This is a genomic window from Paracoccus yeei ATCC BAA-599 (assembly GCF_000622145.1).
Taxonomy (GTDB): Bacteria; Pseudomonadota; Alphaproteobacteria; order Rhodobacterales; family Rhodobacteraceae; genus Paracoccus; species Paracoccus yeei.
In genome coordinates, this window is record NZ_KK211403.1 from 136,771 (window position 1) to 150,888 (window position 14,118).

At 67.1% G+C, this 14,118-nt stretch carries 15 protein-coding genes; 10 read left to right on the forward strand and 5 right to left on the reverse strand.

What is annotated here, in order from left to right; translation table 11 throughout:
• Nucleotides 1-94: 94 nt before the first annotated feature.
• Nucleotides 95-364 (forward strand): DUF3572 domain-containing protein, encoded by a 270-nt coding sequence (locus BU28_RS0120190; RefSeq protein WP_036763823.1) that lies wholly within the window; start codon nt 95-97, stop codon nt 362-364.
• 7 nt (nt 365-371) lie between these two features.
• Here BU28_RS0120190 and BU28_RS0120195 read toward each other — a convergent pair whose 3' ends face one another.
• Both BU28_RS0120195 and BU28_RS0120200 read right to left on the reverse strand, forming a co-directional pair.
• Nucleotides 372-1,733 (reverse strand): aminotransferase, encoded by a 1,362-nt coding sequence (locus tag BU28_RS0120195; protein WP_028721031.1) that lies wholly within the window; start codon nt 1,731-1,733, stop codon nt 372-374.
• Between the two features lie 146 nt (nt 1,734-1,879).
• Nucleotides 1,880-2,167 carry an alkylphosphonate utilization protein gene (locus tag BU28_RS0120200; protein ID WP_028721032.1) on the reverse strand — a complete coding sequence of 96 codons (288 nt, stop codon included), beginning with the start codon at nt 2,165-2,167 and terminating at the stop codon, nt 1,880-1,882.
• 74 nt (nt 2,168-2,241) lie between these two features.
• Between BU28_RS0120200 and miaB the strand changes: the two genes are divergently transcribed.
• The 4 genes from miaB to BU28_RS0120220 all read left to right on the forward strand — a co-directional run bounded on the left by miaB (nt 2,242) and on the right by BU28_RS0120220 (nt 5,069).
• Nucleotides 2,242-3,570, forward strand: a complete 1,329-nt coding sequence (gene miaB / locus BU28_RS0120205; RefSeq protein WP_028721033.1) for a tRNA (N6-isopentenyl adenosine(37)-C2)-methylthiotransferase MiaB — start codon at nt 2,242-2,244, stop codon at nt 3,568-3,570.
• Nucleotides 3,571-3,758: 188 nt separating this feature from the next.
• Nucleotides 3,759-4,127 carry a 50S ribosomal protein L21 gene (gene rplU / locus BU28_RS0120210; protein WP_028721034.1) on the forward strand — a complete coding sequence of 123 codons (369 nt, stop codon included), beginning with the start codon at nt 3,759-3,761 and terminating at the stop codon, nt 4,125-4,127.
• Nucleotides 4,128-4,140: 13 nt separating this feature from the next.
• Nucleotides 4,141-4,413 carry a 50S ribosomal protein L27 gene (rpmA, locus tag BU28_RS0120215; RefSeq protein WP_028721035.1) on the forward strand — a complete coding sequence of 91 codons (273 nt, stop codon included), beginning with the start codon at nt 4,141-4,143 and terminating at the stop codon, nt 4,411-4,413.
• A gap of 107 nt (nt 4,414-4,520) precedes the next feature.
• A complete protein-coding gene (locus tag BU28_RS0120220) occupies nt 4,521-5,069 on the forward strand; it encodes a GNAT family N-acetyltransferase (RefSeq protein ID WP_028721036.1) in 549 nt (182 codons plus the stop codon).
• 69 nt (nt 5,070-5,138) lie between these two features.
• On the opposite strand, the gene BU28_RS0120225 is transcribed toward BU28_RS0120220, so the two are convergent.
• Complete coding sequence (locus tag BU28_RS0120225; RefSeq protein WP_051578348.1) at nt 5,139-5,651, reverse strand: hypothetical protein; 513 nt, start codon at nt 5,649-5,651, stop codon at nt 5,139-5,141.
• 124 nt (nt 5,652-5,775) lie between these two features.
• Between BU28_RS0120225 and BU28_RS0120230 the strand changes: the two genes are divergently transcribed.
• Nucleotides 5,776-6,183, forward strand: coding sequence for a SufE family protein (locus tag BU28_RS0120230; protein WP_028721038.1), 408 nt, complete (start codon nt 5,776-5,778; stop codon nt 6,181-6,183).
• Here BU28_RS0120230 and mnmA read toward each other — a convergent pair.
• Nucleotides 6,180-7,349: a tRNA 2-thiouridine(34) synthase MnmA gene (gene mnmA, locus BU28_RS0120235; RefSeq protein WP_036763827.1), complete on the reverse strand. Its 1,170-nt coding sequence runs from the start codon at nt 7,347-7,349 to the stop codon at nt 6,180-6,182. The two genes, BU28_RS0120230 and mnmA, sit on opposite strands and share 4 nt — an antisense overlap.
• Before the next feature lie 171 nt (nt 7,350-7,520).
• Between mnmA and sciP the strand changes: the two genes are divergently transcribed.
• From sciP to recG, 4 genes are all read left to right on the forward strand, one after another.
• The gene (sciP, locus tag BU28_RS0120240; RefSeq protein ID WP_028721040.1) at nt 7,521-7,796 is read left to right on the forward strand and encodes a CtrA inhibitor SciP; all 276 of its coding nucleotides are present in this window, start codon (nt 7,521-7,523) and stop codon (nt 7,794-7,796) included.
• A 93-nt stretch (nt 7,797-7,889) separates the two neighbouring features.
• Entirely contained in the window at nt 7,890-8,606 is a 717-nt protein-coding gene (gene ctrA / locus BU28_RS0120245) for a response regulator transcription factor CtrA (protein WP_028721041.1), read from the forward strand.
• A gap of 156 nt (nt 8,607-8,762) precedes the next feature.
• Nucleotides 8,763-11,201: an NAD-dependent DNA ligase LigA gene (gene ligA / locus BU28_RS0120250; RefSeq protein WP_081791492.1), complete on the forward strand. Its 2,439-nt coding sequence runs from the start codon at nt 8,763-8,765 to the stop codon at nt 11,199-11,201.
• Nucleotides 11,177-13,300: an ATP-dependent DNA helicase RecG gene (recG, locus tag BU28_RS0120255; RefSeq protein ID WP_051578349.1), complete on the forward strand. Its 2,124-nt coding sequence runs from the start codon at nt 11,177-11,179 to the stop codon at nt 13,298-13,300. The genes ligA and recG overlap by 25 nt, the downstream gene beginning before the upstream one ends.
• A gap of 372 nt (nt 13,301-13,672) precedes the next feature.
• Here the strand turns inward: recG and BU28_RS0120265 are convergent, their stop codons facing one another.
• Nucleotides 13,673-14,110: an iron-sulfur cluster assembly scaffold protein gene (locus tag BU28_RS0120265; RefSeq protein WP_028721044.1), complete on the reverse strand. Its 438-nt coding sequence runs from the start codon at nt 14,108-14,110 to the stop codon at nt 13,673-13,675.
• Between the last annotated feature and the right edge of the window lie 8 nt (nt 14,111-14,118).

A 14,118-nucleotide genomic window follows, 5' to 3' on the forward strand; every position in this document is an offset into this window, starting at 1 on the left:
TTTACACCTGCTGCCCTTGCGGCCATCCTGCGCCGCAAATGGTTAAAAAAGCGTTTCCGGGATCGCGTCCCGGGTCACGAGATTGCGAGATGAGATGACTTTGGCCGAAGCCCGCGACATCGCGGATGCCGCATTCCAGCACATCGCCGCCGAACCCGAGCTGGTATCCGAACTGCTGACGCAGTCGGGCACGGACGTGGCCGGCCTGCGCGCCATGGCAGGCCGGCCCGAATTCGCCCAGTTCGTGCTGGATTTCCTGCTGGAGCAGGACCAGCGCGTGCTGGATTTCGCGGCGGGCGCGGGCATCGCCCCGCAACGCGTCGTGATGGCGCGCGCGACGCTGGGCGGGGGCGATCCCTGGTGAAAGGCGCTCAGGCCACTTCGGCAAAGACCTTGTCGAGCGCCTGATCCAGCTTCTCGAACATCTCGTCCATCTGCGCCTCGGTCAGGATGAAGGGCGGGCACAGCACCACGGACTGACCCAGCGGCCGGCAGATCAACCCGATGTCGGTGCAGGTGTTGGCGATGCGTTCGCTGACCGAAAGGGTGCCGTCGAAGGGCGTCTTGGTCGCCTTGTCCTTGACCGCCTCCAGCGCCCACATGAAGCCCACGCCGCGATATTCGCCGATGTTGGGCTTTTCGGCCAGGCGCTTCAGCCCTTCCTCGAAGCGGGGGGCAAGGCGGCGGACGTTGTCGGCCAGCCCTTCGTTCATCACCACGTCGATGGCCTTCAGCGCGATGGCGCAGCCGACCGGATGGCCCGAGGCCGTGAAGCCGTGCGGGAACTCCTCGATCGCCTCGACGGCGGCGCCGACCCGCGCGGCCAGGTTCGGTCCCAGGATCACCGCGCCCATGGGGAACAGGCCCGCCGTCAGGTTCTTGGACGAAATGATCGCATCGGGCGTGAAGTCATAGGTTTCGCAGCCCCAGGTATTGCCGGTGCGGCCAAAGCCCGTGATGACCTCGTCCGAGATCACCGGGATGTCGTATTTCCGCAGGATCGGCAGCATCGCCTGGAAATAGCCCTGCGCCGGGGGGATGACCCCGCCCGCGCCCTGCACCGGCTCGGCGAAGAAGCCGGCGATGGTGTCGGCGCCCTCGCGCTGGATCGTGTCCTCAAGCTCGCGCGCGAGGCGCTGGACGAACTGCTCCTCGGTTTCGCCGTCCTCGCCAAAGCGCCAGTAATGCGGGCAAGTCAGGTGGATGAAGCCCGGCAGCGGCAGGCCGAACACGCTGTTGTAGGGCTTGCCGGTCATGCTGGCGGAAACGGCGGTGACGCCATGATAGGCGTTCCAGCGGGTCAGGATCTTGCGCCGCTCGGGCTTGCCTTCGGCGGCGTGCAGGAACCACAGCATCTTGACCATGGTGTCGTTCGCCTCGGAGCCGGAGTTGGTGTAGAACACCTTGCCCGAGGCGAAGGGCGAGACCTGGACCAGCTTTTCCGACAGCATCACCGTCTGGTCTGACATGCGCCCGAAGAAGGCGTGATAGCCCGGAAAGCGGTCGTACTGGGCTTTGGCGGCCTCGATCAGGCCCTTGTGGTCAAAGCCCGCGACCATGTTCCACAGGCCCGAGTTCGCATCCAGATAGCGTTTTCCGTCGGTGTCGACGACATAGGGCCCCTCGCCATGCGTCAGCACGACCGTGCCGCGCTGGTGGACCGAGGGCATGTCGGTGAAGCCGTAAAGCGAATACTCCTTGGCGCGGGCGTCCCAGCTTTGGGGTGTGTTCATGACAGGCTCCTTAAGCGGTTGTTGCGGCAAGGCTAGCCGGGCGCAACAAGGCGTTCAATGGGGCGCGGGGCGCGCGCCGGCGATCTGCCCGGCGGCACAGGCAGGCTGGCGCGCGGGCAGGGCGCGAAACGGCAGTTCGCCGGACCTCAGCGCTTGCGCACGAATTCGGTGCGCAGCACCAGCCCCTTGATCGTGTCGTGGCGGCAGTCGATTTCCTCGGGGTTGTCGGTCAGCCGGATCGAGCGGATCACCGTGCCCTGTTTCAGCGTCTGGCCCGCGCCCTTGACCTTCAGGTCCTTGACCAGGACGACCTGGTCGCCGTCGGCCAGTTCGTTACCGGCGGCGTCGCGCACCACCGTTGTCTTGCGCGCCGCGATCTCGCTGGCGGGCAGCCATTCGCCGCTTTCCTCGTCATAGACGTATTCGTCGCTCATCGGGCATCCTTGTCGTGGCTTTGCAAATCCTGGGCTTTCCTGTATCAGCAGCGCAACCTCAAGGACAGCGCGGCATGACGGACCAAGCCAAGACCACGGCAGCGAAGAAGCTTTTCATCAAGACCTACGGCTGCCAGATGAACGTCTATGACAGCCAGCGCATGGCCGAGGCCATGGGCGCCGAGGGCTATGTGCTGACCGAGAACCAGGCCGAGGCGGACATGGTGCTGCTGAACACCTGCCACATCCGCGAAAAGGCGGCCGAGAAGCTGTATTCCGATCTTGGCCGGCTGAAGCCCCTGAAGGCCGAGCGTCCCGACCTGAAGATCGGCGTCGCCGGCTGCGTGGCCCAGGCCGAAGGCGCCGAGATCCAGCGCCGCATGCCCATCGTCGACCTGGTCGTCGGCCCGCAGGCCTATCACCGCCTGCCCGCCATGGCGCGCGCCGGCGGCGGCATCGATACCGAATTCCCCGCCGAGGACAAGTTCGAGCACCTGCCGAAACCCGCCGCCACGCGTCGCGCGCCGGCCGCCTTCCTGACTGTGCAGGAGGGCTGCGACAAGTTCTGCGCCTTTTGCGTGGTGCCCTATACGCGCGGCGCCGAGGTCTCGCGCCCCGTCAGCCGCATCATGGCCGAGGCCCGCGACCTGGTGTCGCGCGGGGTGCGCGAGATCACGCTTCTGGGCCAGAACGTCAACGGCTGGCATGGCGAGGGGGACGGCGGCGAATGGGGTTTCGGTCGCCTGATCCGGGCGCTGGCCGAAATCGACGGGCTGGATCGCATCCGCTATACCACCAGCCACCCCAACGACATGGCCGACGACCTGATCGAGGCGCATCGGTCCGAGCCGAAGCTGATGCCCTATCTGCACCTGCCGGTGCAGTCGGGTTCGGACCGTATCCTCAAGGCGATGAACCGCAAGCATACGGTGGACCAGTATCTGCGCCTGATCGACCGCATCCGCGACGCGCGCCCCGACATCATGCTGACCAGCGATTTCATCGTGGGCTTCCCGGGCGAGACGGACGCCGACCACCATGGCACGCTGGACCTGGTGCGGCGGGTGAATTTCGGCACCGCCTTCAGCTTCAAATACTCGCCGCGCCCGGGCACTCCAGCCTATGACCGCCCCGAGGTCGACAGCGACCTGGCCGACGCCCGCTTGCAGGAGCTGCAGGCCTTGCTGACGAGCCAGCAGAAGGCCGCACAGGCCGGCATGGTCGGGCGCGAGCTGGGCGTCCTGTTCGAGAAACCCGGCCGGATGCCGGGGCAGATGGTGGGCAAGTCCGACTATCTGCATGCCGTCTTTGTCGAGGCGCCGCAGGCCCGCGTGGGCGATCTGGTCCGCGTCCGCATCACCCGCAGCGCCCCCAATTCACTGGCCGGTGAACTGGCCGCCTGAACTGGGGAACGGCATTGACTTTGCCGGGCGAATCCGCCATATGACCGCGACCGGCCGGGCCTTTGCCCGTTGCCGGCGTGTTATTTTTAATCTCACCCCTTCCAGGGTGCGCTGTCCGAAGGCGGGGAAACCCACCGAACACTTGCATCGCAAGGGCCGCAGGACGCGGGGAAACAAGGAAGAAGCGAATGTTCGCAGTTCTCAAGACGGGCGGCAAGCAGTACCGGGTCCAATCCGGTGACGTGCTGCGCGTCGAAAAACTGAACGCCGAGGCCGGCGACAAGGTGCAGTTCAACGAAGTGCTGATGATCGGCTCGACCATCGGCGCGCCGCTGGTTTCGGGCGCCGCCGTGCAGGCCGAGGTGATCGACACGATCAAGGCCGACAAGGTCATCACCTATGTCAAGCGCCGCCGGAAGCATTCCTCGCAGCGCACCCGTGGGCACCGCCAGCAGCTGACGCTGATCCGCGTCACCGACCTGCTGGAAAGCGGCGCGGACAAGACCGACGTGAAAGCCGCCGTGGGCGCTCGCACCCGCGTCGAAACCGCCAACTGAGGAGACTGAACCCATGGCACACAAGAAAGCAGGCGGTTCGTCCCGCAACGGTCGCGATTCGGCCGGCCGCCGTCTGGGCGTGAAACTGTTCGGCGGTCAGCAGGCCGTCGCCGGCAACATCATCGTGCGTCAGCGCGGCACCACCTGGTGGCCGGGCGCGAACGTCGGCATGGGCCGCGACCACACCCTGTTTGCGCTGACCGACGGTCAGATCAGCTTCCGCAAGGGCCTCAAGGGCCGCACCTATATTTCCGTGCTGCCCGCGAATCTCGAGGCTGCCGAGTAAGCCGTTCTTAACACCCAAGGTGTTAAAAAGGGGATCGGCGCAAGCCGGTCCCCTTAGATATTTCAGGATTAATGCCCATATCATTTGCGAGTACGAGGGAGGAATCGATGAATGAACTGATCGCGCCACCACCGCAGCAGCAGGTCGTGATCGCGACCGAGCGCTTTGTCCTGCGCCCGCTTCGGGCGTCCGACGTCGGGCTGATCGCGCATTACACCCAGGATCGCCGCGTGGCGGAGGGGACGCGCTCGATCCCGCATCCGCTGCCGCCGGGCGCCACGGAAAGCTATGTGCGCCGTGCGATGTCGCCCGACCGGGACGAGGATGTCTGGGCCATCGACGGGTCCGCGAACAAGCTGGCCGAATTGCTGGGCGTGGTCTCGTTGACCCGGCTTGAGGATTCGCAGTCCGAACTGGGCTTCTGGATCGGGGCGGGGTTCTGGAACACCGGCTTTGCGACCGAGGCGGTCGCAGCCCTGGTGGATGCGAACCCGCACGGCTCGCGCACGCTGTTTGCCGAGGCGTTCCAGGACAATCCCGGCTCGGCCCGGGTCCTGACCAATTGCGGGTTCGAATATCTGGGCGACGCGGAAAGCTGGTCGGTGGCGCGCAATGCGCTGGTCCCGACCTGGACCTATCTGCGCAAGATGGTCTGAACCGTTCGGGGAGGAGCGGTTGCTACCCATGTAAGGGTGCCATCGGCGCCCTTTTTCATGGCCGCCTTTTCAGCGGCGCAGGCTGACCGCGTTGCCGGCGCCGGTGATGATGACCTCGCGGATATCGGCCAGCGCCTCGTTCGACAGGGTCAGGGCGGCGGTCACGCTGTCCGAAGCCGGGTTGGCTGCGCGCCGCGATGCTGCGCTGCCCTGGGGCGGGGGATGGCCGACCAGCCGCAGCCGCAGCACGCCGTCGTCCTGGTCGGGCTGGATGCGGCCGGGCGGCATCCGCATTTCCGTCACCAGCGCGACGTCCCACCAGCCCTGCGTCGCGGGCACGGCCGTCACGACCAGTATCCGGCCTTCGTAAAGCGGCTCCCACCGGGCCGAGGTGATGTGGGCAAGGCCCAGCCGTGCATCGTCCCGGGCAGTCGGATAGCCGCCCTCGGGCATCAGGGTGGTCGGCTGGCTTGACCCGCCGCCGAACCAGCCCATCGGGTTCAGCCGGCTTTCGCTGAGGCGGGCGCAACCCGCCGCCGCCAGCAGCACCATGCCCATGCTGGCCCAAGTCCCGATCCGCATCCGCTGTCCCCATCGTCGCTGTCCTTGGCGCGAGTGATAGGCCAAACTGCGCGGTGACGAAAGCCTCTTTGACCTTGCGGGCCGGCCGCGCTATGCCGGGACGCCCGCGCTGAAAGGACATCTCATGGCCACGCCCGCCTTTGAAGAAATCGCCGAAACCTTCGATTTTCTCGAGGACTGGGAAGAGCGCTATCGCCATGTGATCGAACTGGGCAAGGCGATGCCGGCTATGGACCCGGCCCTGCAAGTGCCGGCGACCAAGGTCGAGGGTTGCGCCAGCCAGGTCTGGATCATGCCTCGGATCGATGGCGGAACCTTCGATTTCCAGGGCGACAGCGACGCGCTGATCGTGCGCGGTCTGATCGCGATCCTGCATGCGCTTTATTCCGGCGTTCCGGTCGGGCAGGTCGCCGCCATCGACGCCCCCGCCGAACTGCGCCGCCTGGGGCTGGAGGAACACCTCTCGGCGCAGCGTTCGAACGGGCTGCGCGCCATGGTCGAACGGATCCGCCTGCTGGCCGCCGCGGCCTAGGCTGCGCGGCGGTGGGCGATCCAGCCCCCGCCCAGGACGCGCGTGCCCTCGGTCGCGTAAAAGACGCAGGCCTGGCCGGGGCTGACGCCTTCCTCCGGGTCCAGAAGCTCGACCTCTGCCCGGCCGTCGCCGGTCGGCCGCAGGATCGCGGGCCGGGGTGGGCGGGTCGAACGGATGCGCGCGTTGATCGCGATTTCTCTGGTCAGGGGCTCGTCGCCCAGCCAGTTCACCTCGGTCACCGGCACGATCCTTGTCGCCAGCGCCTGTTTCGGACCCACCACCACGCGCCGGGCATCGGGCTCCAGCCGGACGACATACAGCGGATCGCCAAGGCCTCCGATCCCCAGGCCCCGCCGCTGCCCGATCGTGTAGTGGATCACCCCGCGATGCGTGCCTAGGACGTTGCCGTCCAGGTCCACGATCTCGCCCGGGTCGGCGGCGCCGGGACGCAGCTTCTCGATCACGCTGGCATAATTGCCGTTGGGGACAAAGCAGATGTCCTGGCTGTCGGGCTTGTCGGCCACGGCCAGGCCAAAGCGTGCGGCCAAGGCCCGCGTTTCCGCCTTGCTGGCAAGCCCCCCAAGCGGAAAGCGCAGGAAATCAAGCTGTTCCGCCGTGGTCGAGAACAGGAAATAGCTCTGGTCGCGATTCGGGTCGGCGGCCATATGCAACTCGGCCCCGTTCGTCCCGTCGAAGCGCCGGATATAGTGCCCGGTCGCCATGCAATCGGCGTCAAGCTCGCGCGCGGTCTGCAGCAGGTCGCGGAACTTGACCCGTTCGTTGCAGCGAATGCAGGGCACCGGGGTGGCGCCGGCCAGATAGGCATCGGCGAATTCCTCGATCACGGATTCGCGGAACTTGTTTTCGTAATCAAGGACATAATGCGGGAACCCGATCCGCTCGGCGACGCGGCGCGCGTCGTGGATATCCTGGCCCGCGCAGCAGGCGCCCTTTTTCGCCAGCGCCGCGCCGTGGTCGTAAAGCTGCAAGGTGACGCCGATCACGTCATACCCTTCGGCTGCCAGCATGGCGGCGACGACGGAACTGTCGACCCCGCCCGACATGGCGACGACCACGCGGGTGTCTGCCGGGCTTTTCGCAAAACCAAGCGAGTTCAATGTATTGTCGGGCGCTGCAAGGCGCGTGGCGGGGCTGTGGGCTGTCATTGGATCGTCCTTTGCCGACCCGGGAGGCTTGGTGGCGGGCTGCAGTTCGTTACAGTTATAGGAAAATTGGCGCAATTCTCAAGGCCAAGAGGAGTACCGCCCGGTTCGGTTTTCACCGCAGCTTAAGGATTTTCTGCCAGAACCATGGATATGGAAGACAGGAAATTGCTGATGTTCTTGAAAAAAACGCATGGCCCTCGGACGGCGATCCTGGCCGATGGGACGGTCCTGACCTTGGCCGACTTGCCGCCACGCGACACGCGCTGGGTCGCCAGCCGCAAGGCGGTGGTGGTCGCGGCGGTGGAACACGGGCTTTTGCCGCGGACCGAAGCGATCCAGCGCTATGACCTGACCGAGGAGGAATTCGACGGCTGGGTCGCGGCGGTCGGGCGGCACGGGCGGAACGCGTTGAAAATCACGCAGTTGCAAAAATTTAGACAACTTTAAGCTGTTTTGTATGAGGCAGGATCGTCGGTAACAGGATATTAACCATTTCATGCCAGCTATTGTGCATTACGGTTCACCCAGGGGCTTTACGAAATGCGAATCCTTCTTGTCGAGGACGATCCGACCACCGCGCGCAGCATCGAACTGATGCTGACCCATGCCAATTACAACGTCTATCGGACGGACATGGGCGAAGAAGGCATCGACCTGGCCAAGCTCTATGACTACGACCTGATCCTGCTGGACCTGGACCTGCCCGACATGCACGGGATGGAAGTCCTGCGCCAGATCCGCATGTCCCGCGTCGACACGCCGATCCTGATCCTGACCGGCTCGGACGACACGGAAAGCAAGTTGCGCGGCTTTGGCTTCGGGGCTGACGATTACATGACCAAACCATTTAATCGGGATGAACTGGTCGCCCGCATCCAGGCGATCATCCGCCGTTCCAAGGGCCACAGCCAGTCGGTGATCCGCACGGGCGAGATGGTGGTGAACCTGGACGCGCGCTCGGTCGAGGTGGGCGGCAAGTCGCTGAACCTGACCGGCAAGGAGTACCAGATCCTGGAACTGCTGAGCCTGCGCAAGGGCACGACGCTGACCAAGGAGATGTTCCTGAACCATCTTTACGGGGGCATGGACGAGCCGGAACTGAAGATCATCGACGTCTTCGTCTGCAAGCTGCGCAAGAAGCTGGCCGCTGCGCTGAACGGCGAAAGCCATATCGAGACGGTGTGGGGCAGGGGCTATGTCCTGCGCGACCCGGTCGCCGAAGGGCTGGCGGCGGAACGCATGGCGCTTCGCGCCTGACGCGGGCAGAGCGGCGGCGCCTCGGCCCGATTGGCGCCGCCGCAATCGCCAGCGGCAGGACCAGGTCTGATCGACCGCGACAGGATAGCCCGCCTCCCTGTCCACAGCACTCCGCCTTTGGATGCTGGACAAGGCGGCGCCCGGACCGCTATCACCATGACCCTGACGAGGGGCCCTGCCAGGGCCGAAAGACTGGAGGCAGGGGTGGCGCAAGACGATATCCAGGGGCAGCCCGCGCCGGGGGAACTGCCGGCGGTCGAAACCCTGGACCCGGCCGCGGCCGCGGATGAGGTTGCCGCGCTGGTCGATGAATTGCAGCGCGCCAATACCGCTTATCACGCCGATGACGCACCCTTCATCAGCGATGCGGATTACGATGCCAGGAAGCGCCGGCTGGCCGAGATCGAGGCGCGCTTTCCCGAACTCGCCAGCCGCGACAGCCCGACGGGCCAGGTCGGCGCGGCGCCGGACAGCCGCTTCGGCAAGGTGCGCCACGCGCTGCCGATGCTGTCGCTGGAAAACGCCTTCGACGAGGCCGACGTGCGCGCCTTCGTCCAGCGTGTGCGATCCTTCCTGAATCTCGGCGCCGATCATCCCCTTGCCTTCACGGGCGAGCCCAAGATCGACGGGCTGTCGCTGTCCCTGCGGTACGAGGCGGGCGCGCTGGTGCTGGCCTCGACACGGGGCGACGGCGCGGTGGGCGAGAACGTGACCGCGAATGCCCGCACCATCGCCGACATTCCCCAGACGCTGCAGGGCAAGGACATTCCCGACGTGCTTGAGATTCGCGGCGAAGTCTACATGACGCACGAGGATTTCCAGGCGCTGAACCAGGCCGGAACCGGCCGCGTCTTTGCCAACCCGCGCAACGCCGCGGCGGGGTCGCTGCGCCAGCTCGACCCTGCGGTGACGGCCTCGCGTCCGCTGCGCTTTTTCGCCTACGCCTGGGGCGAACTCAGCGCGCCCCTGTCCGAAACGCAGTGGGACGCCGTGCAGCGCCTGGGCGCGATGGGGTTTCAGACCAATCCGCTGATGGCGCTGTGCCCCACGGTCGCGGACATGCTGGCGCTGTGGGCGCGGGTCGAACAGATGCGCGCGACCTTGGGCTATGACATCGACGGGGTGGTCTACAAGGTCAACGACCTGGCATGGCAGGCGCGGCTGGGGATGCGCTCGACCACGCCCCGCTGGGCGCTGGCCCACAAGTTCCCCGCCGAACGCGCCTGGACGCGGCTGGAAGCGATCGACATTCAGGTCGGCCGCACCGGCGCGCTGAGCCCGGTCGCGCGGCTGACCCCGGTGACGGTGGGCGGCGTCGTCGTCTCGAACGCCACGCTGCACAACGAGGATTACATCGCCGGCCGCGGCGCCGACGGGCGCGAGATCCGGGGCGGCAAGGATATCCGCGTCGGCGATTGGGTCGAGGTCTATCGCGCGGGCGACGTGATCCCCAAGGTGGCCGACGTGGACCTGTCGCGCCGTCCGCCCGACGCGCAACCCTATGCCTTTCCCGACAGCTGCCCCGACTGCGGCTCGCCCGCGATCCGGGAAGAGGGCGACTCGGTCCGGCGCTGCACGGGCGGTTTGATCTGCCCGGCGCAGGCGGTTGAAAAGCTGCGCCATTTCGTCTCGCGTCCTGCCTTCGACATCGAGGGGCTGGGGGCCAAGCAGATCGAACTGTTCCATCGCCTGGGGTGGATCGCCGAGCCGGCGGATATCTTCACCCTGGCCGACCGCGATGCCGAGGGCGCAAAGCTGCTTTCCGACGCGCGGCCCGAGGTGGACGACGATCTGCTGGTCTCGCTGGGCGTCGAAAAGCTGCAGCTTTCCAATTCAAGCCATGAGACGGCCTTGCGGCGCCTGTCGCAGACACCGCTTTCCGCGATCAAGGGATGGGGCGAGAAAAGTGCGGCCAGCCTGTTCCAGGCGATCCGCCGCAAGCGCGAGATCCCGATGGCGCGGCTGCTGTTCGGGCTGGGCATCCGCCATGTGGGCGAGGTGGCGGCCGCTGACCTGTCCCGGCATTTCCGGTCCTGGGATGCGCTGGTGCAGGGGCTGGACCGTGCCCGTCCGGCGGCCCTGGCCCATCGCGCAGCGGATGTCGCCGCCGCCGCCGAGCGGGTGGCCGCCGCCGCCGAGGGCCGGCGCGCCCGCATCAGCGAGGCGCGGGCCGCGGCGCTTGACGCGAACGCGGTCCCGCCGGATGCCGCCTCTGCCTGGGACGATCTGATCTCTGCCAACGGCATCGGACCGACACTCGCGATGTCGCTCTCCGACGCCTTCGCCAACCCGAAGGAGCGCGCGGCCATCGACCGCCTGCTGGCTTTCCTGACCGTCATTCCGCCCGAGGCGCGGGCCACCGACAGCGCCATCACCGGCAAGACCCTGGTGTTTACCGGCACCCTTGAAAAGATGACCCGGGCCGAGGCCAAGGCCCGGGCCGAGGCGCTTGGCGCCCATGTCGCGGGCTCGGTTTCGGCCAAGACGGACCTGCTGATCGCGGGGCCCGGGGCCGGGTCCAAGGCCAGGAAGGCGGCCGAACTGGGCATCACCGTCATCGACGAGGACGAATGGCTGGCGCTGGCAAGGGGGTGACGCACGCCGGCGCAGGTCGCCCGCCCGCCCTGTTTCCGCTGTTCGCGGGGCTCGAGACCCTGCCGGGGGTCGGGCCCAAGGCGGCCGAAGCCTTTGCCCAGATGGGCGTGACGCGCCCGCGCGACCTGATCCTGACGCTGCCCCATTCCGGCATACGCCGCCGCCGCATCGCCCGGCTGGCCGAGGCCCGCCCGCCCGAGATCGTGACGCTGGTCGTCCGGGTCGAGCGTGTGGGCCCGCCTCCGGCCAAGGGCAGGCCCTGGCGAGTGTTCGTGTCGGACGGCGTGTCGGACCTGCAACTGGTGTTCTTCCATGCGCATCGCGACTGGATCGAAAAGCAGCTGCCGGCGGGTGCCCGGCGCCTGATCTCGGGCAGGCTGGAACTGTTCGACGGCATGGCGCAGATGGTCCATCCCGACCATATCGGCCCTGAAGCCTCGGACCCGCCCCCGGATTTCGAGCCGGTCTATCCGCTTTCGGGCCGGCTGACCCAGGGCGTGGTGCAAAAGGCCGTGCGCGCCGCCCTGACGCGCCTGCCCGAGGTGGGGGAGTGGATCGACCCGTCGGTCGTCGCGCGCGAGGGCTGGCCGGGCTGGCACCAGGCCTTGGCGCAGGCCCATGCGCCGCAGGGCATGGCGAACCTTGCCCCGACCGATCCGGCCCGGGTGCGGCTGGCTTATGACGAACTTTTCGCCCATCAGCTGACACTCGCGCTGCTGCGCCGGGACCGTCGCCGCCTGCCGGGGATCGTGACGCAGGGCGACGGGCGGCTGCGGGCACGGGTTCTGGCGGGCCTGCTCTGGCCCCCGACCGGCGCGCAGGACCGGGCCGTCGCCGAGATCGCCGCCGACATGGCCGCGCCCCGCCGGATGAACCGGCTGCTGCAGGGCGACGTGGGCGCGGGCAAGACTCTGGTCGCGTTCCTTGCGCTGCTCAACGCGGTCGAGGCGGGCGGGCAGGGCGTCCTGATGGCCCCGACCGAGATCCTGGCCCGCCAGCATTTCCGCGCGCTTGAGCCGCTGGCGCGGCTCGCGGGGATCCGGCTCGAGGCGCTGACCGGGCGGGACAAGGGCGACGCGCGCGCCAACATCCTGACCGACCTGGCCGAGGGGCGCATCGACATCCTGGTCGGTACCCATGCGGTGTTTCAGAAAACCGTCGCCTTCCACGACCTGCGGCTGGCCATCATCGACGAACAGCACCGCTTTGGCGTGAACCAGCGGATGGAACTGGGCAGCAAGGGCAACGGCCTGCCGCCCGACATGCTGGTGATGACGGCGACGCCGATCCCGCGTTCCCTGGCGCTGGCGCAATTCGGCGACATGGAGCTGTCGGTGCTGGACGAAAAACCGCCGGGACGACAGCCGATCAGGACCACGGTGATCGCCGCCTCGCGCCTTGCGGAGGTGGTGGACCATCTGGCGCGGGCGCTGGATCAGGGTGCCCGGGCCTATTGGGTCTGTCCCCTGGTCGAGGAAAGCGAGGCCGTGGACCTGACCGCCGCCGAGGCGCGCTTCAAGATGCTGCGCGCGCGGTTCGGCGATGCCGTGCGGCTGGTCCACGGCCAGATGCCGCCCGAGGAGCGCGACGCCGCCATGGCGGATTTCGCCGCCGGCCGCGCGGGCATCCTGGTCGCGACGACGGTGATCGAGGTCGGCGTGGACGTGCCCGAGGCCACCATCATGGTGATCGAGCGGGCCGAAAGCTTTGGTCTTGCCCAGCTTCACCAGCTGCGCGGCCGGGTCGGCCGCGGCTCGGGTGCGTCAAGCTGCCTGTTGATGTATCAGGAACCGCTAAGCGAAACCGGCCGCCGCCGCCTGTCCATCCTGCGCGAAACCGAGGACGGGTTTCGCATCGCGCAGGAGGATCTTGAGATGCGGGGCGCGGGCGACGTGATCGGCACGGCGCAATCGGGCCTGCCGCGCTTTCGCATCGCCGACCTGGAACGACAGGCCGGGCTGATGGCGCTGGCGCGCAGGGACGCGCAGGCCTTCCTGGACCGCGACCCGGCGATGACCGGGGAACGCGCCCCCGCGGTCCGATTGCTGCTGTGGCTGATGGAGCAGGACCGCGCCATCCGGCTGATCGCGGCAGGCTGACAGCGCAAATCGCTGGAAAAGGTGGGATTCACCGCACCGCCAAAAACCATGTTCCATGGATGTTCTCACAAAGTTCTTTACTTTTCCGTGATTCGGTGAGAACAAAGCATAAACAACCGTGGAGAACCGACATGAATCGCGACACTCTCTCCGACTTGCTGGGCGTCATTGCCATTTCCGTCACGGCGGTGCTGGTGTTTTCCCTGCCATCCGTCATGCCTGTGGCGATGGTGGCCTGATCCTTCCCGACCTTCCCTGTTCCTGCCCCGCGCTCGCAGCCTTGCCTTGGGCTGCCCGGATCGTTCCCGTGAACCGGATGCGCGCAACTTGCCGGCCCTTTGGGGCCGGTTTTCTTTTGTGCAAGATCGGGGATCAGGACGCCGAGGCGTCGATCGCGCCCAGCGTCGCATCCCACGCGAGCAGGATCGAGGCATGGCGGTTCGGGAATTCGCGCGCAGGCAGCAGCGTCTCCAGCGCCTCGAAGGGGGCGCCGGGTGCCGGGCCGCCCGATTTCAGCATGGCCACAAGCTGGTCGCGGGCAGCGGCGATCTCGTCCCGTGACCGTCCCACGACGGCGCCCCCCAGCACCCCGGCCGAGGCCTGGCCCAGGGCGCAAGCGCGAACCTCCTGCGCGAAATCGGCGATGCGGCCGTCCTGCATCGCGACATGCGCGGTGACCGACGATCCGCATTGCGGCGACCGCTTGTGCGCGCTGCCGGTCGGCGCGGCCAGCTTGCCAAGATGCGGAATGTCCGAGGCCAGCGCCAGGATCCGCTGGGAATAAAGCTGCATCAGGTCGCTGTCGGACATGGTCTTTC